Source organism: Paenibacillus sp. JNU01 (genome assembly GCF_059130585.1).
Genome location: NZ_CP169723.1, coordinates 1,520,039 through 1,543,511, shown reverse-complemented (window position 1 = coordinate 1,543,511; position 23,473 = coordinate 1,520,039). Strand labels below are relative to the sequence as shown.

Here is a 23,473-nt window from a genome sequence, read left to right as displayed (position 1 = left end):
GATTACATAATGGCAAATTTTAAATATGTAGAAACAATCACCACTTCACAGGACGTGTTGACAAAACTGAAAGAGGAAGTAACAGGGTTTAAGAGTTTCCCATTTGAATCCACTGCAGGCGAGTCTCAGGAACAAAATCTGTGGGAAGTATTCTACGAGGAAAAGGACAGTAGCGACCGAATTCAGGAACTGATTCTTCGTGGAACCATGACCATTGGAACACAAGCAACACCGATTACTAAGCATTTCTATGTAAGTTTTATCAATCATGCTCTGGTACCACGTGTTGTTGCACCAGTTCCAGCCTATGAGGAGCACAGTACGTTGACTGTGCAGTTGCTTGAAGGATTCGAAGGTAGCGAACCAACTACACTACCAGTAACTACTCGTCCAACATTCAAGTTGACAGGACATCCGGTACTCTACCAATGGGCACTAGAAAACTATACACCAACGGATCGAAATAAAGAAAAACCTGTATACATGTATGTGAATGTCATGAACAATCGTTTGGCGATGGTTCTCGTTGCTGACCCAGCAGTAAACTTCCTTGATTACAAAAAATCCTTCCTGTATGCAGGTGCATTGAAACCGTTCAAATACAACCTGAATGATGTAGACGGAAACGTAATGCTGACAGCAGGAGCGGTAATTGAAGAACCGGATATCGCTCAGATTGCCACAACAGGAACGTATTACTACGGTCAATATACCTCAGCAGGTAACAACACACTTCAGATGTTGAAAACCAAATCAGGTATTGAATTCCAGCAGCACTATCCTTCCTTTATCACGCAAGCTCCACCGAAAGGTAAAGCTTATCAAGATCCTGAATTGGGTGATACCGGTTTGGAACTGGAGCCACAGGGCTTCCAGGCATCCAAATGGACGTCTAAATATCACTTGTCTCCGATCTACGTGGTTCATCCTTATGAGGGCTACCGTGGTCAATTTGATAACTGCATCGCGGTTACGAAGCATAATATCCTTCATCTGGATGAGTTAATTATTGATGTGGAAGGCAAGTCTTGGGACCAAGAGGTGTATCGTTACTTCGATACCGATACAGCACAGAATTTCATGAATCTGTCTGCTAACCAACGCATGGGTGTGGCTATTCTGAAGGAAGTCCGTTATACGGCGTAAGTTAAACTGAATCAAAGCTGAGTCGTATAGATTCAGTGAGAGGGAACTTTCTGAGACTCCACTCAGGGGTTCCCTTTTTTTAGTTGGAAGGGGGCAGTGACGTGAATCAAGTAATCAACAAGTTTGATTTCACCGTTATAGATTACACGACAACTCAGTACGGTTACCTGTTTACAGTCGGAACTACAGGAAGCAGGCCTGAGGATTATCGATTTATATATATGCCTTACAGCCGGTATCCAAGTGTCCTGATGCTTGATTTCTACATGGCAAGATCCATCTCACATGGATTTAATCATCAACTTGTGGAAGCGATTCGCAAGGATCTGGAAGGAGAAGAACGATTTATTGTCCTAAGTGATGCTAAACAGGATAAAGAAGGACTTTTGCAAAGTTCCATGGAAGGATCGAGCTCAGCTACCAAGCAAGGCGATGTCATGGAATTTTCGTTCGAAATGGAGCGATCTGCGTTAATTGAAGCTTTGGAAATGGATCATCAAGACGAAGGCCACAGGCCCGAAGGATTAAAGGATTCATTCATTCATGAAAATATGTCAGAGGGCTGGCGCGTAGATAACGATAAAGAGTTAAAGATTGTCCGTAATTTGGGTCTAACTCGTAATTTTGTGAAGAATCTGGATAAGTTGGAGCCAGGAAAAATCAGTTTCAGGGTTAGTGAATTTGGGATGATTGCGGATTATGCAGATAGTGCAGAGCAAGATAGCAGCTCTGAACTGGAAATTAAGCAATGGATACACGCTGTTCGAAACGACAAACCGGATATGGATGTGGCAGAGGTTTTCGAGAAAGTGGAGAAAATCATTGGACGCCGGACACAAAATGATTTTTTGCTAGAAGCCATTCAGGACCACTTCAGAAGTACAGAACTGGAGAGCAGTCTTCAATCCAGGAAGGTAAGCAAACAAGATGTGGAATTTCTATATCGGGATCTGCTAGGTTTACGAGATGGTCATAAAGAAACATTTGCCGAACAAGCTGCCATGATGGGGAAAAGGGTAGATGATCATCAGCAGTTATCCATTCTATCGGATATGTCGACTGCTTATATTCGTCGCTTTCAGGAAATAAAGTATATGCATTTTGATCGGACATTGCCTTTAGCTCAAAGAATCTCTAACACATCCCAATTGACACTCATGCAAACACTAGGGACAGCTATGCGAGAAACAACCTTTACTGGAATGACTACTGGCAGAATTGTTCAAGCAGTCAGAGACATTGAAGAGAAGATGTTTCTTTCACGACTGAATCAGGCTAGGCGGGTTATTGAGAATGAATTGACTACTCATGAGAATGTACTTGCCAAACTGAAGGATCGTCAGTACCCCACAGTTCTGCATACCGATATGAGAAGTACGCGAGAAGTCAACGAGCAACTGTACTTTCATGATGATCTAATTCAAAGCAGCCGTGACCAACATCGTAATGCGTTAGTCTTTCGTGCTAGTAATACCCTATGGCATCCGCTCCAAGCTCACAGAATAATAGACAAACATCCGGCAACTACAGCATCCGGTATCATTTTGGCATCCAGAGATATAGGAACTATTACGGATGTGGAAAGGCAGTTTCCTTGGGCTGTTCGGGATCAAGCAGAAGATATGAACGTCATAGGTGATCTGACTACGGGACAAAGAGTTTATTTGGAGAAAATGTATATTGAGCATGAGCGTCCTAAGGCGCGACGGATTTATGTGGTTCATAGTGAGGTAGACCGTCATGCAGAGCAGGGTTATCGTGAAAGTAGGGAGCACGGTTTTGTTTTTAGAGATTTGCAGGAGAGCAGAAGGATCAGTAAGGTTTCGGGGTATGTGGAAAGGGAAAGCTGGCTAAGCAAACGAGTGACAGCAGAGGCTCTTGAAATACTCAACAAGCAATCACTCGGTGAAAGAGAAAGCAAGTTAGACAGCTATATTGAGAATAACTTCCATACTGCAAAAACAGAAAAAAGGAATCTGTACATCCCGAACAGCGAGGAAGGTGCAGCAAGAGAAACTGCCTTTGAAAGCTATGCGGCTGGTTCAATAACGGCAGATAGAGCAATAGCTCATGATTTGTGGTTACCTGAGTCGGAGGATCAATTGGCTGACAAAGAATTATTACGTTCTACCATGCTCGAAAAGCTAAATTCATATGGAAAGAACGACGAACAGAAGCATATACATCTGACTGAGAAACCTCTTTTGTTACATAGAGAACGTAAAAAGCTACATCTGGAAACGCTCCGGCAATCCATTCGAGATCGTAGTCGACCAACCATGATTCGGGATGAGCTCTTGGATAAATTGGTTGGTGGAGGATGGTTGGGGAATAAAGCATACCCAGGGTATCTGGATGAGGAATTTATTGTTGGGGAGATCTTGGAGAACAGCCCGGCTGTCATTCTGGAGATGATGATGGAAGCTGTGAATAATGCAGACGCTTCGGTTTATTTTGATGAACCGTTTTTGGCTGGGGTTAGAGAGCGGATAGATGCGTTAGTTAATTGTGGGATCTTAACAGCTGACAAAGAAGCAACCAGATCAGGCATCATTTCCTTTAATTTCGAAGGTGCGAAGGAATCTCAGCCAGGTGATATAGGGACAGAACTTGCAGAAGCATCCAGAGAGTTGAGCATGGCAGTACTTGAAGATGAATCTAGATCGGCTGAACTGAACAGACGTAATTCTACTCTAGAGACAGATATTTTCGAGGGAGTGAAAATAAAGGAAGATCAGCATGGCGAAATTACGGAAGTTATTTACGGCGCAGATTTTAATGCAAGACCGGCGATTATTGAGTTTGAAGATTCATTAGGTTACCTGAATCCTGGAGGGGCACTATTCCCGGATGACCCAGCGTATGAAGGAAGTCAAGTTGAACGCAGAGGACAAGCCTTTGATGAGCATGGGATAGGCGAGAAAGACAAACGGAATGGAATGGCTCTTGACCATCATATCGTAAGTTCCAACATGAACCGCGAGAGTGTGATTCATACCGAATTCAATATGGGCGGAGTATCCCGCGAACGCTATGGAATGATTGATGATGAATACACCATGGGTGGTACGAACTTGCGCCAGATGCTTCTCAATAGCGAATATGCTATTGGAACGTCAAAGACTCGTGAGGGATACGTGTATGATCAACAACCTATTTCTACTAATCCAACAAGAGAAGGTTTAATCAGTGGGGAGTACTCTATAGGCACAGCCAATATTAGACAGTTGTATTTCAATGAGAGCTATTCGATTGGCATGATTGACCCACGTCAGGCGGCTACTGATATCGATTACTCACTGGCGGCGATGGAATGGAGATCAGCATTGCTTAACGACGAGTATTCCATAAGCAGCGCGAAATATCGAAATGGAGTAGCTGAGATTGGATATACTCTTGGTTCATCGTGGGCAAGAGGAAGTGCGATGGATATTGAGTTTAACGCAGGTATGCGGCAAGCTTGGGAATCCACTTTGATCAATAATGCTTCTGAAGCGATTAGGGTAGATGGATATGGATCGGTTCAAGATGAGATATCTCTAGCCAATACTGTAATGAAATTTGCAAATCTTGACGATATGAAGACGGCTCATTCAATCATGCGCAAAGGGCAATTCAACGTTGAAATCCTTTCGGATAACATGAACAGATTGTCTCTTATGCTTGAAGAAAACCATTCTACAAGAATTTTGAAAGAGGCATCCGTCCATGAGATGGAGAGTGAAGTTGTCAAGTTACGCTTGAGTGAATTGCATGGTGAGGGTTGGTATGGTGGTAAAGGGTTCAGAGATACCGACTTGGTCGAACTGATCTATGATTCGATAAAGAGTACAAAGAATTCGGCATTGGATCGTGATGTGATCCTTGCCTACAAGCATACTCACGATGCTTACCTTCATGAGACAACGGATAGCACGATTGAAAAAATTGCTAATCTTGAAGAACAACTGTTAGCGGATAAACCGCAATATGGTTACATGGACCTCACGCTACCACTAGGCGGTACTAATCTGAAATATGCTGATGTTCCAGTGGAATCCGTGGGTGGGACGGGGCTCAGTTATGGAGATATACCTGTAGAGATTGTTGGCGGAACAAATCTGAAATACGGTGATGTTCCAGTTGAGATTGTTGGTGGAACAAACTTGAAGTATGGAACAACAGAGATTGTACTCTCAGCGGACAAACCCCAGTACGGCAATATGGAAGAGAATCTGCTCGCCGACAAACCGCAACATGGATATTTGGAAGAGAACATGTACGGTCTGAAAAATGCCAAAGATTCCACTATGGATGAGCAAATTCATGCGCTTAAAAACGGTAAAGAAGCTGATTTGATCCAAACGCTTGAGTTAAATAAAAAGGATCGATCAGCATTCTTGCATGAAAACCTTTTTGGAGGAAAAGCTGAGAGATGGGCTCATACTCATGAGACGATCAATGATGTAGTGAAGCTGCGAAATGGATTGTTGGATCAGGACATGTTCTACGGAAACAAGGAATTTAATGAATCTATTTTGGACATGGAACTTGTTGGCTTCCAATATAAACAGATAGACCTGATCCAAAGCGAATATTCTTACCTTAAAACGAGAGACGTTCATATTGAGGATAACTCTTTCATGAGCTCCAGAAGTTCTTATGACGCGTATAACCACCAATTGGATTCTGGAATGAACTTGTTAAGAAGCACGACTCTGGATTGGGAGCAATTCGCAGCGGGGAAAATGGATCGATATGGTCATTCACATGAAATGGAAAGTGGCGTTGGGGGTGAGCGAGCCGGTGAGCATTTTGATGGGATATACGGGACCACACTCCAGAGGTTTGCATTCTCAGGTGACGAGTTAAGTTACGGAAGTAGTCTTCCGTACACAAGCTACGTTGTTAATGACGGGGAGAGTTTTGGCAGCAAGTTAATAGACCCGGGTTATCTTAGTGAAAGTGATTTTAAAGGGATAACTGAGGAACGTGAATCCGGCATAGAAAGAGAATTACCGACTGGAACAGCGAACGCCAGATTGTCTGAGATTGAAAATCCTGATTCTCTCATGGCTTCATTTGAAGAACGCTGTTCTCAAGTCATCACAGGTTTTATTTTCGCTGAAAGACCTGAGAAAAGAGCAGAGTATCTAGAACAGTTGCACGCGTTCCTTCCCGAGAGAACAGCTCATCTTATGGAACTGTATCACGAAGCCAAGATGGAACCACGTGAGAGCTTCACACTGACGGATCACCCGGTGGCTGAACGGGAATCCGCTGAGGCTTACATTCCAATGATGGACACCATGGCGCAGGGGCTTATCTTCGATTATTCGGAAGATCTGCTGGATCGAGGAATAGATCCTGAAGACTGGGAAGGCGGGTTGGGCGTGCCGGAGGACTACGATCCGAATGATCCGTTTAATGTGTACTATCCGTATTCCAAGGATATGGATGCGTTGGAGTTGTCTCAGTCCGATGATTGGACTAAATTCGGTCAAGGCGATTGGGATCGGGATCAATTGCTTGGAAAGTTTTATTCCAAGGAAGATACGAAGGACATCAGTGGATGGTATCGTAATAATTTCCTGGCTGAGACGTATAAATTCTCCATTGATTTCAAGGTAGATACAAGTACGGATGGCGATGGCGCAGGAATTATTTTCAAATACTTCGATGAACATAATTATTGGATGTTTATGGTTCACGGAGGAGACAGTGATAACAGTCTGGATATGAGAACGCCGATGCAGCTATATAAAATCGTTGCTGGCAATCCAACTGCAGTGGGTTCCCCGATGCAACCTTTCAAGTGGGAGAAGGATAAATGGTATACATTGTCCGTAACAGTAATGCAAAATAAGATCCAGATCTACACAGATTCGAAATTGCAATATGATCTGACGGGCACCGATTAACTCGGTGCTCTTTTTGTCGTATAGAGAGAATGGGAGGTGATTGGTATGGGTCATACATTTGGTTTGTTCTCCAAATCACAGAAAGGTGTATTGTTCGCGAATATGAGAGCGAAGATTGCGGACGAGAGTTACAGCAACCCCAATAACCCTGCGTATTTACCGCAGAGTCCCAATGCACCGAGGAGTGAAACGGACCGGCACGGCGAAGAAAATAATCCTATTCTGGGTGATCCAGGGTACGGTCAGATCGGACGATGGCAGACGGTTCAATTGGATGCACTGGAGAACAGTATTGATCAGATCATTGAGCAATATCTGAAGGATAAGTCTTGGTATGCAAGTGTGCGATGCCGTGAAGCACTGTGGAATATGTACCGCAGGATTGAATGGTGGGTAGAACAGCAGCAGCCTCCAGATAAAACACAATATCAGAGAGTTCTGCAAATGGTGAAAGACTGTATTTACAAAATTCTTGAAAACGCCCAGAAGCCTGGCGGTAGCCATCATGGTGTGTCATTGCCGATCTGTCCGGCACCCTACTACCATCATTTTAGTGGGAATTACTTCAATCATTTTGATGCAACCGTATATGAGATTCCGCTCTTTTCGATGAAAAAAGACGTCCCATTCTCGAATAAATTCCCTGATTTCTTCAGATATGTATCCTCAACGGAGGATCAGGAATGGGTAGCTGTCCACTCCGTAGGCCGAAATGAACAATCTGGTTCAGAGATGATCTTGAAACTGGACCTAGGACTTCTGGAGATTGGCAACTCATCCAAAATTACATTTAACTGGCGTGTGAAGCGTTATGGACAGATCAGGTTCAAGTACCTGGCTAGTGCCAAGCGCGGTAATGGCATGCTGTTCTATATTAATGGGCAGCAAGTTGGGGGCGAATGGAGCGAGAATAGCGGATGGCAAGAAGCTGCATTTACGTTGCAGCCAGGACAGATGTACAAGTTCGACTGGTTAATTCGTAAAATGAGACCTGAAGTGTGGCAAAACAATGGCATTTATATCAAGGATGTTGAGGTCGTTGAGATTGTGGATACACGCAAGCCGCCTGCTCCTTTGGATATTGATCTGGATGGGGAGGGAAGTGATAGTGATTGGTATGTAAAGTCTTCAAAAAGCATTGCACAAGCCCATTTTCAAGCTCAGTTCATTACAGATGAAGATCGAAGTAAAACGATGAAAATGGATTTGGATAATGAATGTGACGGTACAGTTTCTTTTGCTTACTTCATGGGAGTAGATAAAGAATCATATCCAACTATAGATTATGAATTGTTTTTTGATGACATTTTTGAATCCAGAACTCAGCATGGAGAAAGCAGGCATGGTAGCCATGCTCAATCTTTACACGGTGTAGAGTGGAATATCAATGAGGAATATTCAGAAACAACAGCTAATCAAGCCAAGATTGAATACGAAATTATAGCAGGTCCTGAGACGACTGTAGATTTAAGAGGTGTAGTTGAAGTTATATGTCCAACGTACGAGATTGATTATTGGGAACCATCGCTTCATGGTCAAGGGATTGGGAGTTATCAGTGGCAGATGTCGGGCAGTCCGCCATGGGTAAGATCAGGGAATGTATTAAGACTGGATGAACCTATAGAAGGGGATATGATTGCTCAAACCGAAGTGAACTTGCAAGATGAGGGTTGGTTTTTGTTTAGTTATTCTCATCAATTACGAGCTACGGAATCGTTCGAGGTGACTGTAAATGGCATGCTTGAATACTATTCAACGATGCATAGCCAGGGGGAGCAGATACGAATTCCGCTAGAGGAAGGTTTAAATATTATCCAATTCTATATTCGAGATTATTACACTGAGCAGCCTTTCATCGATAACATAGAAAAATTATTCACGTACGGGAACAATACTGGGAATACATATCGAACTGTAACTGATCTAGGCTCGTATGTTGATGTGACTCGTGGATGGGATGTAACAGATGCAGGAGCTAGAACAGAAAAATCTGGTGATACAATTAGATATAATGCAGAGTTAAATCCTGGAGCTAAGTTTAGCATTCAAGAGCATATGCGTATCTATCCAGCGATGGACTCGTCATACGATCCAGACAAAGGGGTAACAAGAGATTTTAACGTTTTTGAAGAATTGTTTAATGAGGAAGGCAAGTATCATGAAGCATTAAGATTCTCTGGAAACTGGGTGTGGAAAAAAATTGTAAACGGTGATGGGGTTATGTGGGCACAGGGGCATGATCAGGATTTTATATGTGATTTTGAAGCTCATTTAGATAATTCTGGTTACATCTGTTGGCAATACGGAGGGCAATTTGATCCGGGAGAAAAATTGGAACTACAAATTGATGGTGTCTCTGTATGGACAGGCAGTCAGTCGAATGACAGAGAAGGGACCAATTGTATGTATCCTCTACCTTCGGGGAATCATCAATTCCGATGGAGATACCGTGACGGTAAAAAATATACACCAGGTAACGGAGATGGGGGGGTGGAAGATTCCACTGGACCAGGTACGGGAACTGATCAGCAAGGCGATACAACGAAAGATCCATATGGAGTGAAGTGTTATACAGGAGATTCAAAAACGAATAACATCCAGTACGCGCAAAAATCATATGGAGGGCATTCGCCACGTGCTGCTAAGTTTGATGCAACCAATAGAGGTGAAGTTTACTCATCCTCTGGTCAAGCGTACGCATTGGGTGTTACTAAGCAAAATTCGACAATTGTTCGTACGTTTACTGCCCCTAAGATTGGAAGTTTCAATTACTCTGAATTGTTGACAGTCTATCCAGTAACAAAGAGAAGAGTCTTTGTGAAAAGAGAACTAAATAATAAGAGTGCTCAATATGATCGTGCTGAAACTATTAACAAATCAAATGGTACAGTGGACTATTACTCATTGGATGTTTCTGGAAACAACCCTCAAAGTCCTGAATATAGTTTATTTGGCTCAGATACCAAGAAGATAACTTTTGAATTCTATTGTGTTGAATCATTTGATATTAAATTTAAATATTTGTGTTACCTGTTACAAGATTCAATTCAAGCCGGGCGACTTAGGGTTGCTTATTATCCTAAAGATAAAGCAAGTCAAGCGGTAACAATTCTTGATTGTAACGATAATTTTGGAGATCAAAAAGGATATAATAGCAAAAGTATTGATGAAACAAAATGGAAAAAAGCAGAAAAGTTTTCTATTCCAATTACAGTTGAGAAACCTGGAAAATATACATTAATTATAGGTCTTACTGATACTTATAATGGGCGTGAAAGAGGAAAAGAAGGTAATTACTATTATGCAGCCATCAAAGATCTTGTGGTTCGCACGGATGATCCTGATGGTGTGAATCAAAATAAACTGCTAAATCCAGTCTTGGTGGATCGATCAACTTATGTGAATGTGCAGTGGTTTGATTTAACAGACGAAAAAAACAAATTTAATCCTATTAAAGTATCCGTTGAAAATGGTCAAAAAGTTAGCGATTTCATTAACAGCCCTCCCTCATTAATACCCGGGCACAAATATAAAGTGGTTTACACACTTATTAAAGATAAAACCTCAACCAACGCGACAGGTCTTGATGCAGGTGGATTTACATTAAGTGAAGGTAGTTTTTCCGAGAGATGGCCTAACTACTGTATTGATGCAAGTGGAAACATGTTCCCTGAAGGCAATTCCCCTCACCCAGGCAAGGATCCATCGAATCCACCAGACACTACAACACCAGATGGTGGGAGTCATGCTTGGCTAGATGTTATTCGTCTATATAAAAATAACAGCAGAGCGTGTTCTGGGACGAAAATCGTTATTGAAACCTTCGAAGAAGGGAAATTTCTTCATTCCCGAGATGTGACGAATCAAGATGACACATTGGTTACAATTGAAGTTGAAAATACCTCAGATGAGAAGCGGAAGTATGAAGTTCAAGTTCGTTTTGTACAAGATTGTCCTGGAGATGGCGCCATGATCTGGGGAGGTAAACTTAATATTGATGACATTATTAAAGTTGATCCATCCTGGGCTGAGGTGACTCACTTTGAAGTTTGGAATAACAAACCGATCTGGATGGGCGGCTGCGATAACAGTAATATGCGCGTGAAAATTACCCGTGAGGACGGAAAAGTGTTATGGGATGAAAAGTATTACGGAGATGGTTTCCGTGGCTTCGAACTGAATGAACTGGCTCCCAAGCCTTATAGCAAGTATAAAGTGGAGATTACAACAGATCAGAAGGGACAGATCAGTGACTGGACAGGAAAACGATATCTGACCACCTTCCGGGTGCATGACTTCAAAGCCTACGAAAGATGGGTATGGGTACCTGAGCCGTTTGATTGTCAGCTGGATTTTTTCATTGATGATGAGTTGATCAAAACATTCACCCAGGAGGGTGGATACTATACATTTTCACATCCAGTGCCCAAAGGCAAACATGAATTCAAATGGGTGTTTACCTCGCTTCAGGAAGTGGGTACGCGTAGTTACGAATACGCTAATCTGGATTGGATGGAACTGACCAACTGGATCTGTGATGACGTCTATGTCATTCCCTACTGCGAAGGCGGTGGGGGAGACAAGTGTGTTGAAGCGCTTATTAAATGCCTGCTGGAAGTATGGAAAGCACGGCCTAAGATGTGTGTAATCGGTAAACGCATCTGGTTATTCACGTAAAGAAAGGAGGACTAGTATGGGTGTTGCAAGATTAAAAGAGTCAGGCAGGATATATGAGGATGCGTTCGCAACCGCCAGCCTGGATTCCAAATGGGAAGTACTCCCTAACGATACTACTCGCTATGAAGCGGGTAGTGGCAGCCTGGTGCTCAATCATGGTCCAGATCCACTGTATATGTTCTATAAGCCTCTGACAGATATGAAGCAATTCGTCATGGATGTGAAAAACAATTATAATCCCGATACGGAGGGATGTTATGGTGGGATTATTGTTTTGGTAGACGAACATAATTACATGGAGATTGAAGAGTTTCTGGATATGTCTTTGCCTACGCCTTTGTTAAAGACCTACCCGTGGATACGTTTGATTCGAGATTACAACTATTACACGGCGTATTGGTCGGATGATGGTATGATGTGGAACATCATTGGTTCTGTAGAACTTGTGGGAGCTCCTAAAATAGGTCTCTATCTGAAGGGTGAAGGAGATCATCCCATGCATGTTCAGTATATTCGAATTAACAAAGGAACATCTATTGCCGTAGACAATCTGACCAAAGGAACTGTGGTTGATCTAATCGATCAGAATGGTGTTGTGCTTGAATCCAGGGTATGCCGATCTGAAGAGACGGTTGTACATTTTAACATGGATCCTTATGCATATCCGTTTGAAGGCAATTTTGGGATTAGGCTTCCAGATGGAAATCGGTTTCAGGCCATAGATTCTATAAAGCTATACCGAGGAGACCTCATGTATTTTGAGGTTACACCAGATCTGTATTACAAAGAGTCAAATCCTGAAACAGGAGAAGATTTCGATGTGCTTCTCTATCCCAATACGGATCGGTTTCTAGGCTATTTAACGGCAGGTGGTTCCGCTACACAAGAAGTTCGAATGTTTGCTAAAAACCCCATGATATCAGGAGACTTTAAAAATGTAACCTTTGCGCTCACAAGCGGTACGGATAAAGTGCAGATTGCGCCTGATGTTGATGGCATTCCTGGGTCCTTTAGCTACTCGGTCACCGCATTTACCATTTTGCCAGGAGCGTCCTATCGATTTTGGCTGCGAATGGAAAGGGAAGAGTCTCAAGACAGGTATGCTTCTCAGGTCAAATTTTCGTTACAGATGTATTCGACATACATATGACTTAATCGAATTGGACTAATTACGTATAGAGCAAGTAAGGCATGAATGGAGGTGGTCAAATGTCAGTAAGAATTAACCAGTCTCATCGATCATCCGCCAAGAGTCATAAGGAATTGAGTGATATTGGGGTCCGTACGCATGATGAGATTGATTCCTGTCTTGCAGAGTTGGAAGAAGCCAGAGGGTCTGCACTCAGTCTAGGTGACCGAATCACTCGCGTAGAAGAGTCTGCAAGCGATAGTCGAGATGCTGTTAAAGATCATGAGCAGAGACTAGGCGATGTTGAGACTAAGGTTATCTCAAACAGCTCACGACTGGATGATGTTCAGCAGGATATTCTGACGGCAAGAGCAGATGTCAATACTCTTTCTAAGGGCCAGGATGACCATGAGAAGAGGTTGAGCCTCGCTGAGACGGAAATAAAAGAAGCACGTGGAGCAGAGGCATCCATAGATCATCGATTTGACACGTTGGAGAAAGCGATTGAAGTTGTAGCGAAGCAACCCATTCAGGATCTCAGTGTTACCAACCCCACGTATCTAGATACAAATAACAGTGTTCAAGTTACGATTAATGCAGGACGAGCCAGTATCAATAAGGTTATTGTAGATCAGTTTACTCAGACATTCAGCATCCCGGACATTGTGGCAAACACAACATATTATATTTTCCTTCATGAAAATGGGGAGTACTCTTATAGTTCAGATCAAAAAGAGCCCAAGGATGCCATGATCATTGGTGGACTCGATGTCGGAGTTTCTCCAACAACTTCACTTACAGCTTTGGATTTCAGGTATTTCTTAACAAAGGGTTCTATTGAAAATGACATGTCTGTATTGGGAGTTCGTGTAGATGATCTGGAAAAAACCGTTGGTGAGCAGACCGCAACAATTGCTTCACATCATACGGCGATCGAAGCGATGGAAGCCCAATTAGAAGCAACTGCTGAAGAAGTTGTGGTTTCAAGAGAAGATAAAAACGGAGTCGTCTATGATGCTCTCAAGGACAGACTCGACAACATGCAGAGTCGTCTTGAACTCGCTGAGAGTCGAGGCACCATGGAGCATCAATCCGTATTTCATTTCACTTCTGCTCCTAACAGCAGGTTGTCGACGACAAGGGATTTTCAAGTGCCCAGATATGTGATTGGTTCGAATTCCGCAGAGGTATTTCTGGACGGAATACGCATGGATGCAGGAGACGATTACATTGAATATAATGATACGCTTATACGGTTTACTTTTGATGTGCCCAGGGAAGCGCGGGTAACGGTCATTGGTCGTGGGTCTATTATTAACACCACTTCGGTAACCGAATACACCTATTATCCAGATGGAAAAGTACATACCGAGAAGATTGATGGAGGAATTAACCGCACTATTGAGCACTTTTATAGCCCGGATGGAAATCTGGAACGACAAGAGGTTACGGAGAGTAACGGACAGATTAAGTCTATTGAGTATCAGCGTGACATTACGGGTAAAGTACTGCGCGAAATCAACAACGGTGCAGATTATTATGTACTTCAAGGTGGTGCTACCTTCGATGACACGGACATCCGGAGGAGGCTTGTCTTTCTTGAAGGAAGTACACTTGAGCTCGATGTCGTGTATAACTACTTCTCTAATGGTGACATCGAGTCAGAAGAAGTGTTCTCCGTAGAATTGACACCGCAGCTATTGAAGAAAACATCGTTCACTTACAATACAGATGGTACCGTTAAGACCGAGACATTGATCTATGACGGTCAGGGCGTTCAAAAGGCGTTTGAATACGATGCCAGTGGTAACATCAAACAAGTAAAAATTAGAAAGGTTGTGATTTGACGTGACGAGGACCGTGCAGGATGTGAAATTTGCTCTACATACCATTATGGATAAATTAGTGGGCAATCACTCGGAGCCATACAGTACAGAGGAGATTGAAATTCTGATCTTTGCTTTTGAGAGCAATATTCTGTTTGATAATGTGGCTCATAAATTTCTGCCTTCACTGAAAGGGCTACCTGAAATTCATGAGGCTGCTGCTAGTGGTGTGGAGACAGAGCATGGAGTTGGGGACAAAGAACAGTCTTATCAAGAGAATCTCATAAATGAGAGAAGCGACATGGTGAAAACAGTCTTGTTTACTGTTATTAAGGAACATATTTTTCGTGATATGAGTTTAAGATTCGGGACTTAAGGAGGTATTAGAGTGGCTGAGAACATTCTACTAAGCGCGCTACGAAGATACGAGTTTTATTCTTACTCGTCCACATTTATTTCAGAACTCTATAAAACTGTAAGTCAAGAGTTATATGGAGATACCAACTGGGAATGGGAATACAATACAACGAATGAGTATGCGATTCCAAGAAGCTGGAATAGCACCAGTAGATTTACAGGAAACCAAGGAACGATAACGGCAAAAAATAAGAATGATCCAAGTTTATTTTTTACAATAAGTATGAACATCTCAAGATTTTATACTAATTATTATACTAATGACTACACACGGAGTTATTTACTTAGAACTGGATATAGAAACAATGGCTCAGTAGTGAAACCTGATCTTTATACTGAAGTAGGCGCTGTGTCAGAAATACCACTAAATACCTGCATCAATGAGGCCTATTCGGACAGAAGCACTGCCCCAAATGTATACTGGAAATGGAGCTTATTCAGCTCACAGCATTATATTTTCATGTTAGGTGAACCACAGAATGCTACTGACGTAGCGTATCCAGTAAGATTGTATCTCGGAAAATTGAAACCTTTCGAAAATGAGGACCCTTTAGTAGCTAACGATTTTGTAGGCGTTTTCGGACATTATCCTCTAGGGTTGAACATGTCGGACGACGAATTAAAGTTTAGTACAGGGCGAGGCTATGTGAGAACATCAAGAAACGGCACAGCCAATGCTTTATATCACTTTTCAACAAGTTCTCAAGTCTCTTCTCCGGGTTTGGGTGGGAGGTACTTTGTTTCGCCCTTCTATGTATGGCATGAATCAGAAGGTGTTCGTGGAGAGTTTTATGGTATTCGAACAGCTGTTTTGAGGGATGCAGGTATGTATCCCGATGGTTCTATTCTAGATCTTGGAGACGAACGCTATTATGTTTTTCATGTTATGAACCAGCAGCATCCCGCAACACATCAAGGTTTTTATGCAAGCAATGGAGCTTACTACAATGGCCAACCCTATTTCTTTGACTCCCCCTTACTCCTCGGCGGCGGGCAGCGGGTGCTGCTTTTCGAAATTGAGAAGGAGGTGTAGGGCATGACCATGATTCGCAGACACGAGTTTACCAGTACGCTAAGCTTATTTACTTCAACACTTGTTAACACATTGAAAGATGCACTTGATCCTTACTGGGATACCCTACATACGGCCGAAACGACTTACGCCAACTGGGGTAATGCGCTGCTTACCAATAAAAAAAATATATCCATGCGTTTTACCATGTGTGTATGGGCGCACGCCAGAGGAGTCAACATTCGCTGGGGACTGAAGAACCTGGGAAACAATGTGGCATCACCAGATCTATTCGTAAATCCGCCCGTGGACACGGATAAATTCATGACGGAAACGCCATTTTTGTGTCATAACGTGCAGTACAATGTGAACTATAAGTGGTCTGTAATTACGAATGAGGATATCCTGTTTATCCATGGAGAAAGTCTGAATTACCCGGAACGAGCGTACCCAGTACGAATATTCCTAGGCAAATGCCAGCCACTAGAGCAAGAAGACCCGGCGATTGCCAATAAATTTTATGGCGTTTTCCCACATATGCCTTTATCCGCTTCGGATAACAACATAACAGATCAATACGATACACCGAGGGGTGTGGTTATGACTTCACGGAATGGAACGGAGTATGCACTTTATAATTTTGGAACAGAGTCGATTCCTTCCCCAGGTGTGGGTTCCAGATATTATGTTACACCTTTCATGGTCTATCATCCATCTGAAGGGGCTAGGGGTGAATTCAAGGGTATGCGCTCCATTGTATTTAAAAACAGTGCACAGCACCCGGACGGATCGATCCTCGATCTTGGCAATGATGGCAAGTACTACGTCTTTCATGTCGTAGATCAGGATTACCCGAATACAGACTATGGACGTTATTACTACAATTCGAACCAAGTTCCAGTGTATTCAAGACCAAAGTTCTTCCATGGTGCCCGACTGCTTGGTGGGGGGCAGAGAGCTTTACTTTTCCAAATATAGGAGGTGTCGATGAGGGATGGCTAATTTCACAGGCAAAGTGAAGATGAATGAATTATTCGCGAATATTGTTCAGGGATTTAAAACGATTGCGGGATCTCCATGGTCCATTTTTTACGAGACAGCGAGTGTGATCGTGTTGAAATCGGTGGGCACAACGGGTTCAGATAAACTGTTCTTCAGACTTGAGGTTGGGAACACGAAGGGAACAACGGGAAACACATTGACTGTGAGTGTGGCTGAAGATGTGATGGCAACAGATGGCAGTATTCCCTTAGGCAGAGCCGAAGTGAAAAAGGACTTCTTATGTCATACGAGTGCCGTTGATACGAATCTATTAATTGATTACCAAGTTTCAGTTCAACCCAACCGAATTATTATTTATTTGCAGGGGGATGTGAACTCGGTTACCGGTATATCCAATCTGGGTTACTTTGGAATTCTGAACAGGTATGCCACAGAGACAGATTCCTCGAGTTTGAGTGTAGGCCTCAGCTACAACGGAGATAACGGGATCCGGACGTTGCGCGATAAAGATAAACAGATGGTGAATAACATATATGATGCTTACTCTGCCATGCTTCCTGTTAATCCAGGCTGGGGGTCCCTTTATCATCTTGCTCCGGTTATTATGTGTAATGGTGTGGAAGGACCGAGAGGCGAACTTATTGATATCTATGCGGTACCTTCTGCCGGAGTTTCTCATGGAGATGAGATCAAAGTGGGCACCAAAACATATAAGGTATACTCTCTATCGATTGGTGGACAAAGCTTCTTATCAGGAGCTACGGTTGCTGTCCTGATGAATTAAGGTGGTGAATGGACATGGCAATACATCAAGGGAAAGTTGTAGGGACCGCCGAGAGCGGTTCTATTTTTACCCAGAGTAAGGCAGTGGTCCTCCATGGCATTGGATACGATCTGGATGCCGTTCCGTTAACCATTGAGGGTAAGGAAATGGTCTATTCATTAGGAACGTTATCAACTACGGCAGAATTAATTGACATCTATCGCTGGGGTACATGGAGGGTACTGGACAACCATAACGATCTTTTGATTGGATACGTTACAGATAAGTATATTTATGGGCCACGAACGAGCGTGGGAGTTCCTAATGAAAAAAATATGATACTGAAGCATAAATTTTTGACCCAATCCAGTGGAGTAGGTTTAATTCGAGAAACCATAAGAGGACTAAAAGCAAAACAAAATTTTGCGGGGCTCGATTGGTGTATTAAGGTCAAGATTCCTACCCAGCAGGCGGGGTTAGTAGGGAAAACGTGGGGGAATTGGTCTTACAGCGGAAGTGGCAACACTTCTGGCAATCATCTTCGTCCACGACGGTATCCGGGTACACATATTCCTAGAAGGAGGGAAGACTCTTGAACAGGACATGGAAACTGATGGAGGAGATGAGAAAAGTGCTATTGCCGGTATCGTTTGCCCAAAGAGTAGAGTATGTTGGAGGTGGGGCGAAGGCAATGATTGATATTCCCATGGAACATCCTCGATTCATGATCAAAACGATCAGAGTCATTCCGTCCAGAGAGACAAATGTGGAAGTCCATGTGTTGAATAGTGCCGGTCCACATCCAGAAGTTCTCTATTTCAACAATGCCCAATACTCAACGGGGAATTTTATGGAAGGGATCTATGATATGATCGATTTGCCATATGAGGACGTAGATGGGACTTCAACACTTCACTTGTCGTTAAAAAATCTGGGTACAGATGTGGCCAACTTCGATATTGAGGTCGTTGGCTTGACTACGAGGTAGGAGGGGACCACCACATGGATATTGTTTCATTCAGCAAAGCTGCCAAAGTAGAACGTGAAGTTAAACAAGCCAGGGATTCTTATGCCTCACTTGATGGCAGATTGGACGCGGTGTCAGTAGGAAACGTGGTCTCGGTCAGACTCAAAACAGAACTGCCCACCGTAGGTGAAGCAGGAAGATTATATCTGGTACGCCAAGACCCAAGCAATCAGAATGAATCAACGACCTATACATACAGCAGCGGGGAATATGTAAAGGTGGGTGGTGATCGAGTTTCAAACCATCCGGAGAATGGAACCATTAATCTTAATGGTACCAGAACGGTGATCTACAACCATCCTGATACACACAGTGCTGATATGCTAACAGATGGAGCTCATAATGTTATCATGACACTGGATGAACGTGAGAAATTGTCCAACATTGAGCGCGAGGCCAATCATTACACACATCCTGATACACATAGTGCCGATATGATTAGTGATGGAGAGATCCATGTGAGCATGACTTGGGGGGAACGAAAACGCCTGAGTGTCATGGACCCGTTGGAATCGATCAGTGACTTGGTGGATTATACCGTTGTGGTTACATATTTTGCTTTTGACATGCAGGGAAGAGTTATTAGACAAGTCGTTACGGACAACTACACCGAGCAGCTGGTTAGAGAACCTGTGCTGACCATGCCGATTTCTTCAGAGGGTTACGCAAAGGGTGATTCCTTCTTGGTCATTTCCATTGGTGAGATTTATCGATATGACGGTCTGGACTTCGTGCAACTCCCACCTTTGGTTGATGTCATTTATCAGTATGATAACGAGGGAAGATTGGTGGCGAAGTCCATCGCCAGAATGGGAACAACACCTATTCAAACCAACTTTCAATATATATATGACTCATTCGGCAATCGCATAGCGGTTAAGAAATACTAATACGGAAGGACAGCATATGCTGTCCTTTTTTCTTTTAACAATGAAGTTATTAGTGTATATCCATCACCATATGAAGACTAGCATTAACACTTGGCTGATCAAGTCGTATAGAGAAAGTAGTATGAGAACGTAATTATTTCGGGAGGTAGTGTACGATGAATATTGAACTGACTGCTCATTTCTATTTCAAGGGAAGTGGGAAGAAAAAAACGGTGAACTGGATAGAAGATAATCCTAGATTACAACAGAAAGAGAAAGATTCGGATAAGGTCGTACGTGAAATCCCGTTAACAGCGGATGAGGTCAAGCAAGAATATCGACGACTTTTCACTAAACACAAGAACGAGGGGAAATCGATCACGCTGGAAGATACAGACTATGTGGTTCATATCATTGATCTTACGGATGTACGAAACATTGAATTGACTTCTAAGGAGGGGAATACAGATGCTGTACAGACTGACCTTCGCACTGAATGATGAGGAAATTGTGACTACCGAGATGACTTCGGATAAGGAGGATCTGGTTGGAGCAACCGAAGAAGCATTCGATTTGATCGAAAGAGACTATGGAGCCACTGTCGCTTTGAACCTGATCGCGTTTAGCCTGCTCAAAATAGAGCTTACCAATGAAATGATAAATTAAGCGTTTACGCTAACTAATGTTAGCTTTTCAGCATCAACTGCTAATTTATTTGAATAATTATAAAATATAGTTAATAAAGTGATATACCCCAAGCCTAGTTCTGGGGTCTATTCCTTTTTCATGAAAAGATGAACGTGACTTGATTTAATGCATCCATTGAAACTTGTCTTGTACAAGTAGTTTTGATTAAACTAGGTTGAATTCATATGTTCAGGGGCAGTAGAAGGGGTCAGGATGATTGGCAAGGAGGGATGGGACATTGAGATAAAAGACTTGGAAAGAGAGCTCGCAAAGTTGGCATCCAGAATAAGAAAAGATTTTACTGAACGCGGGCCGGTAGATACCAGAGTCTCTATCATGAATCATTTTATCATCTTAAAGTTTACAGCAAAATTCACCAAGCCTGAAGCATTCATGCTGGAACATATGCAATCACACTCAAGTCAAATTTTCGCCGAATACAAGATGAAGCTAGCACATATGATGAGAGAAAATTTCAACCCCGTTTTCTCCTATATCAACATGGGTCTGAAGATCGAAGACATCGAAACAACATTTTTTGGCCCTGATTTTGCAGAACAGATTACAGTCTTCAAGATGAACAAGGATGTTGAAGTGCTGCTGAAAAATGATGAGATAAACATGCCTTAAGTCCTATTAACTAAATTTTGAATACTATACAGGTTCTTAGGAACTAATTTTTGTTGTTGACAATATCCTACATATTTCCTTATACTACCCTTATGGCGATTGAATAGATTAATAATCTTGACGAAGCCTATAACCTTGTTAAAGAACTTGAAGGCCATATCTTCGGTAATTGGGACGAAATAGATGTCAGACCAAGACCGACACATTCCACCATTTTGGTATTTTCCAGTGGTGTGCTCTGTGTTGGTCTTTTTGTTTGTAAAAAATGCTGCTTTACCTTTCACCGTATACTTCGTATATAGTCAGTAAAAGGCATATAAGCGAACGAAATAAATAAATGTTGCGAACATTAGTTCGTATTTGTTATTCTGAATGTAATAGGATGGGAATGAGGAGGCGGATCAAAGGGGGATTTTTTGATCGTTTGTATGTAATTAGGCTTATTAGTTTCAATTGTTTGTAACAAGACTACATATGGTATGTGAGATTTAGGGAGCAATAGCGGGTGTGTATAGTAAAATCACGCTGGATAGTAACTAGATTGTGAAGAAAGTATACGACCGACGATAATTAAAAGTTAATGGGGGAAATGTATTATGTCTGCTACAACTGCTATGGGTTTTGATGATTTATTTGAGATTGGGGATATAGACATGTTCCTGAATAAAGCTCAGGAGAAGTGTCGTCACAAGCTTAGAGGGAAAACATTTGCAGGGATGGAGAAAGAAGATGTAACCCAGGAGATTATGATCAAATTGGTTAATTCCCTGGACAAGTATGATGCAGAAAAAGCGAAAATGTCGACGTTTGTTGATCATCTTATCGAAAATAAAATCAAGGACATGTACCGCAAGTGCATGTCTGAGAAAAATCTCAGTGTGGTTAACGCTGTACAGATCATGTGCACGGATCAGAGTGGTGGCGATGAATCGGAAAGTTCAGATATTGCATTAGCGCTTGGTCATGCTGGATTTGCATATGAGAATTTTGAGTTTGTAACAGATATTATGGAAAATATGAGGCTGAACGAACGTGAGAAGCAAATCTTTAAACTTCGGACTTCGGGGTATGAATTTGTAGAGATTGCAGGAATGCTAGGTGTATCCAAGGCACGTATATCCCAGTTATGGAAAGCGATTCGTGAGAAGTACGAAGCATTGTAGTCATAAGTGGCAATTAATAGCCTAAGTTAGATGAAGATAGATTCAGTAACCTACATAGAACAGAGAGAGCACCCTTAACTGGGTGCTCTTTTAAGTCGTATAGAGTGATTAGTACAGAAAGAAAGGCGGAACAAGATGCTTAGTGTGGTGGTTTTAGGATTTACGATGGAACGTCTGAAGGGGTATTCGGATATCGCTTGGGCAAGTCATGATTCGTCGACAGCTGCTGATTTAAGCAACAGGGAGTATGCCTTGATTATTGAGAAAGTAGTCGTACAGGCTGATGCCGTCTTGGTTAATCTGGCTATGGATCATTTGACCTCTACTGATATTGTGATCATGCATCATGCTTATATACATAAAAAACCAATCTTGGGTGTGGGTTTCAAACCATTGGAGCCTGTTATCGAAGATTTTGTATCCAAACGAGTGACTGATCTGGATACAGCTGTACTCCATATGCGGACGAAGTATTTGATCCTAAGCAGCGGAACCAATACTTCATCTGCGGCTCCAATTTAACTGCTGCTCCTATAACACGTATAGAGAATGTAAGGGCAAGAATATTCGCGAGACTTTAACTAATGGAGGAATAATTCAATGACACATGTGATCAAAGCAAAAGAAGATAAATTAACGGAAGAAATCGTAGCCAGCATGATTGGAAAGTATATCCACGCACCAATCAATATGCATGAGGTCCAGACGCCAACCGGTGCAACAACCCAGGCTAACGTATGGTTTGCTGGCAGTGTAGCGGGTTACGAAAAAGCCGTTATTGGATTCAATTACGAAGAGGGTACCTTTCATGAAGAACCACAAACATTTTATAACGTTCATTTAACGGATGGTATGGGGTACATTCTGACAAGTGCTTACGAATTGGAAATTCATGAACTGACCGAAGAGGAGTTTAATCAACTCATTGAAGAGAAAAAGGAAGAAGAACAAGACTCACGTGGTGAAGAGCAATGAAGGTGTTGAACTACGCCTCTGATTTAGCAGTAAAAACGTTTGTGTCCACTAGCGCTGCAGGTATGGAAGAACTGATCAACGCATGGATGTTATCCAAACCACACACATTTGTTACCGGACTGGAGTTTACCTCCACCGTTGATCCACTCAGCAGTATGTTGGAATTTGCAGCAATCATTGTATACCAACCAAGTGAACAAGACCAATCCTAACTTATGCATGAGATTATCCCTTCTATAATATAGAGGCT

19 protein-coding genes are annotated in these 23,473 nt (G+C 42.4%); all 19 read left to right on the top strand.

What is annotated here, in order from left to right:
* Positions 1-9 precede the first annotated feature (9 nt).
* Positions 10-1,146: a hypothetical protein gene (locus NLBNIHML_RS06520; RefSeq protein ID WP_494354047.1), complete on the top strand. Its 1,137-nt coding sequence runs from the start codon at positions 10-12 to the stop codon at positions 1,144-1,146.
* 101 nt (positions 1,147-1,247) lie between these two features.
* Positions 1,248-7,046 (top strand): hypothetical protein, encoded by a 5,799-nt coding sequence (locus NLBNIHML_RS06515; protein ID WP_494354046.1) that lies wholly within the window; start codon positions 1,248-1,250, stop codon positions 7,044-7,046.
* 270 nt (positions 7,047-7,316) lie between these two features.
* Positions 7,317-11,723: a hypothetical protein gene (locus NLBNIHML_RS06510; RefSeq protein WP_494354045.1), complete on the top strand. Its 4,407-nt coding sequence runs from the start codon at positions 7,317-7,319 to the stop codon at positions 11,721-11,723.
* Positions 11,724-11,739: 16 nt separating this feature from the next.
* Entirely contained in the window at positions 11,740-12,873 is a 1,134-nt protein-coding gene (locus NLBNIHML_RS06505) for a hypothetical protein (protein ID WP_494354044.1), read from the top strand.
* Positions 12,874-12,932: 59 nt separating this feature from the next.
* A complete protein-coding gene (locus tag NLBNIHML_RS06500; RefSeq protein ID WP_494354043.1) occupies positions 12,933-14,699 on the top strand; it encodes a hypothetical protein in 1,767 nt (588 codons plus the stop codon).
* Between the two features lies 1 nt (position 14,700).
* Positions 14,701-15,054 carry a hypothetical protein gene (locus tag NLBNIHML_RS06495; protein WP_494354042.1) on the top strand — a complete coding sequence of 118 codons (354 nt, stop codon included), beginning with the start codon at positions 14,701-14,703 and terminating at the stop codon, positions 15,052-15,054.
* A gap of 12 nt (positions 15,055-15,066) precedes the next feature.
* Positions 15,067-16,128: a hypothetical protein gene (locus tag NLBNIHML_RS06490; RefSeq protein ID WP_494354041.1), complete on the top strand. Its 1,062-nt coding sequence runs from the start codon at positions 15,067-15,069 to the stop codon at positions 16,126-16,128.
* Between the two features lie 3 nt (positions 16,129-16,131).
* Positions 16,132-17,085, top strand: a complete 954-nt coding sequence (locus tag NLBNIHML_RS06485; RefSeq protein ID WP_339235312.1) for a hypothetical protein — start codon at positions 16,132-16,134, stop codon at positions 17,083-17,085.
* Positions 17,086-17,101: 16 nt separating this feature from the next.
* On the top strand, positions 17,102-17,893 hold the full coding sequence (locus NLBNIHML_RS06480; protein WP_339235310.1) for a hypothetical protein: 792 nt from the start codon (positions 17,102-17,104) through the stop codon (positions 17,891-17,893).
* Between the two features lie 14 nt (positions 17,894-17,907).
* The gene (locus NLBNIHML_RS06475; RefSeq protein ID WP_494354040.1) at positions 17,908-18,468 is read left to right on the top strand and encodes a hypothetical protein; all 561 of its coding nucleotides are present in this window, start codon (positions 17,908-17,910) and stop codon (positions 18,466-18,468) included.
* The gene (locus NLBNIHML_RS06470; protein ID WP_036672279.1) at positions 18,465-18,860 is read left to right on the top strand and encodes a hypothetical protein; all 396 of its coding nucleotides are present in this window, start codon (positions 18,465-18,467) and stop codon (positions 18,858-18,860) included. Before NLBNIHML_RS06475 ends, NLBNIHML_RS06470 begins: the two co-directional genes overlap by 4 nt.
* A 14-nt stretch (positions 18,861-18,874) precedes the next feature.
* Complete coding sequence (locus NLBNIHML_RS06465) at positions 18,875-19,789, top strand: hypothetical protein (protein WP_494354039.1); 915 nt, start codon at positions 18,875-18,877, stop codon at positions 19,787-19,789.
* Positions 19,790-19,944: 155 nt separating this feature from the next.
* Entirely contained in the window at positions 19,945-20,268 is a 324-nt protein-coding gene (locus tag NLBNIHML_RS06460; protein WP_494354038.1) for a hypothetical protein, read from the top strand.
* Positions 20,237-20,434 carry a hypothetical protein gene (locus tag NLBNIHML_RS06455; protein WP_494354037.1) on the top strand — a complete coding sequence of 66 codons (198 nt, stop codon included), beginning with the start codon at positions 20,237-20,239 and terminating at the stop codon, positions 20,432-20,434. The genes NLBNIHML_RS06460 and NLBNIHML_RS06455 overlap by 32 nt, the downstream gene beginning before the upstream one ends.
* A gap of 234 nt (positions 20,435-20,668) precedes the next feature.
* Positions 20,669-21,085 carry a Na-translocating system protein MpsC family protein gene (locus NLBNIHML_RS06450; RefSeq protein WP_339235298.1) on the top strand — a complete coding sequence of 139 codons (417 nt, stop codon included), beginning with the start codon at positions 20,669-20,671 and terminating at the stop codon, positions 21,083-21,085.
* 596 nt (positions 21,086-21,681) lie between these two features.
* Positions 21,682-22,248, top strand: a complete 567-nt coding sequence (locus tag NLBNIHML_RS06445) for a sigma-70 family RNA polymerase sigma factor (RefSeq protein ID WP_339235296.1) — start codon at positions 21,682-21,684, stop codon at positions 22,246-22,248.
* A 135-nt stretch (positions 22,249-22,383) separates the two neighbouring features.
* On the top strand, positions 22,384-22,770 hold the full coding sequence (locus NLBNIHML_RS06440; protein WP_494354036.1) for a hypothetical protein: 387 nt from the start codon (positions 22,384-22,386) through the stop codon (positions 22,768-22,770).
* 78 nt (positions 22,771-22,848) lie between these two features.
* On the top strand, positions 22,849-23,223 hold the full coding sequence (locus tag NLBNIHML_RS06435; RefSeq protein ID WP_472477250.1) for a hypothetical protein: 375 nt from the start codon (positions 22,849-22,851) through the stop codon (positions 23,221-23,223).
* On the top strand, positions 23,220-23,435 hold the full coding sequence (locus tag NLBNIHML_RS06430) for a hypothetical protein (RefSeq protein ID WP_472477252.1): 216 nt from the start codon (positions 23,220-23,222) through the stop codon (positions 23,433-23,435). The genes NLBNIHML_RS06435 and NLBNIHML_RS06430 overlap by 4 nt, the downstream gene beginning before the upstream one ends.
* Positions 23,436-23,473 lie beyond the last annotated feature (38 nt).

Bases quoted from the DNA above. Each gene is read 5' to 3' on its own strand.
- NLBNIHML_RS06520 (WP_494354047.1), top strand. From the start codon at position 10: ATGGCAAATTTTAAATATGTAGAAACAATCACCACTTCACAGGACGTG.
- NLBNIHML_RS06505 (WP_494354044.1), top strand. From the start codon at position 11,740: ATGGGTGTTGCAAGATTAAAAGAGTCAGGCAGGATATATGAGGATGCG.
- NLBNIHML_RS06500 (WP_494354043.1), top strand. From the start codon at position 12,933: ATGTCAGTAAGAATTAACCAGTCTCATCGATCATCCGCCAAGAGTCAT.
- NLBNIHML_RS06485 (WP_339235312.1), top strand. From the start codon at position 16,132: ATGACCATGATTCGCAGACACGAGTTTACCAGTACGCTAAGCTTATTT.
- NLBNIHML_RS06480 (WP_339235310.1), top strand. From the start codon at position 17,102: ATGGCTAATTTCACAGGCAAAGTGAAGATGAATGAATTATTCGCGAAT.
- NLBNIHML_RS06475 (WP_494354040.1), top strand. From the start codon at position 17,908: ATGGCAATACATCAAGGGAAAGTTGTAGGGACCGCCGAGAGCGGTTCT.
- NLBNIHML_RS06465 (WP_494354039.1), top strand. From the start codon at position 18,875: ATGGATATTGTTTCATTCAGCAAAGCTGCCAAAGTAGAACGTGAAGTT.
- NLBNIHML_RS06460 (WP_494354038.1), top strand. From the start codon at position 19,945: ATGAATATTGAACTGACTGCTCATTTCTATTTCAAGGGAAGTGGGAAG.
- NLBNIHML_RS06455 (WP_494354037.1), top strand. From the start codon at position 20,237: ATGCTGTACAGACTGACCTTCGCACTGAATGATGAGGAAATTGTGACT.
- NLBNIHML_RS06450 (WP_339235298.1), top strand. From the start codon at position 20,669: ATGATTGGCAAGGAGGGATGGGACATTGAGATAAAAGACTTGGAAAGA.
- NLBNIHML_RS06445 (WP_339235296.1), top strand. From the start codon at position 21,682: ATGTCTGCTACAACTGCTATGGGTTTTGATGATTTATTTGAGATTGGG.
- NLBNIHML_RS06440 (WP_494354036.1), top strand. From the start codon at position 22,384: ATGCTTAGTGTGGTGGTTTTAGGATTTACGATGGAACGTCTGAAGGGG.
- NLBNIHML_RS06435 (WP_472477250.1), top strand. From the start codon at position 22,849: ATGACACATGTGATCAAAGCAAAAGAAGATAAATTAACGGAAGAAATC.
- NLBNIHML_RS06430 (WP_472477252.1), top strand. From the start codon at position 23,220: ATGAAGGTGTTGAACTACGCCTCTGATTTAGCAGTAAAAACGTTTGTG.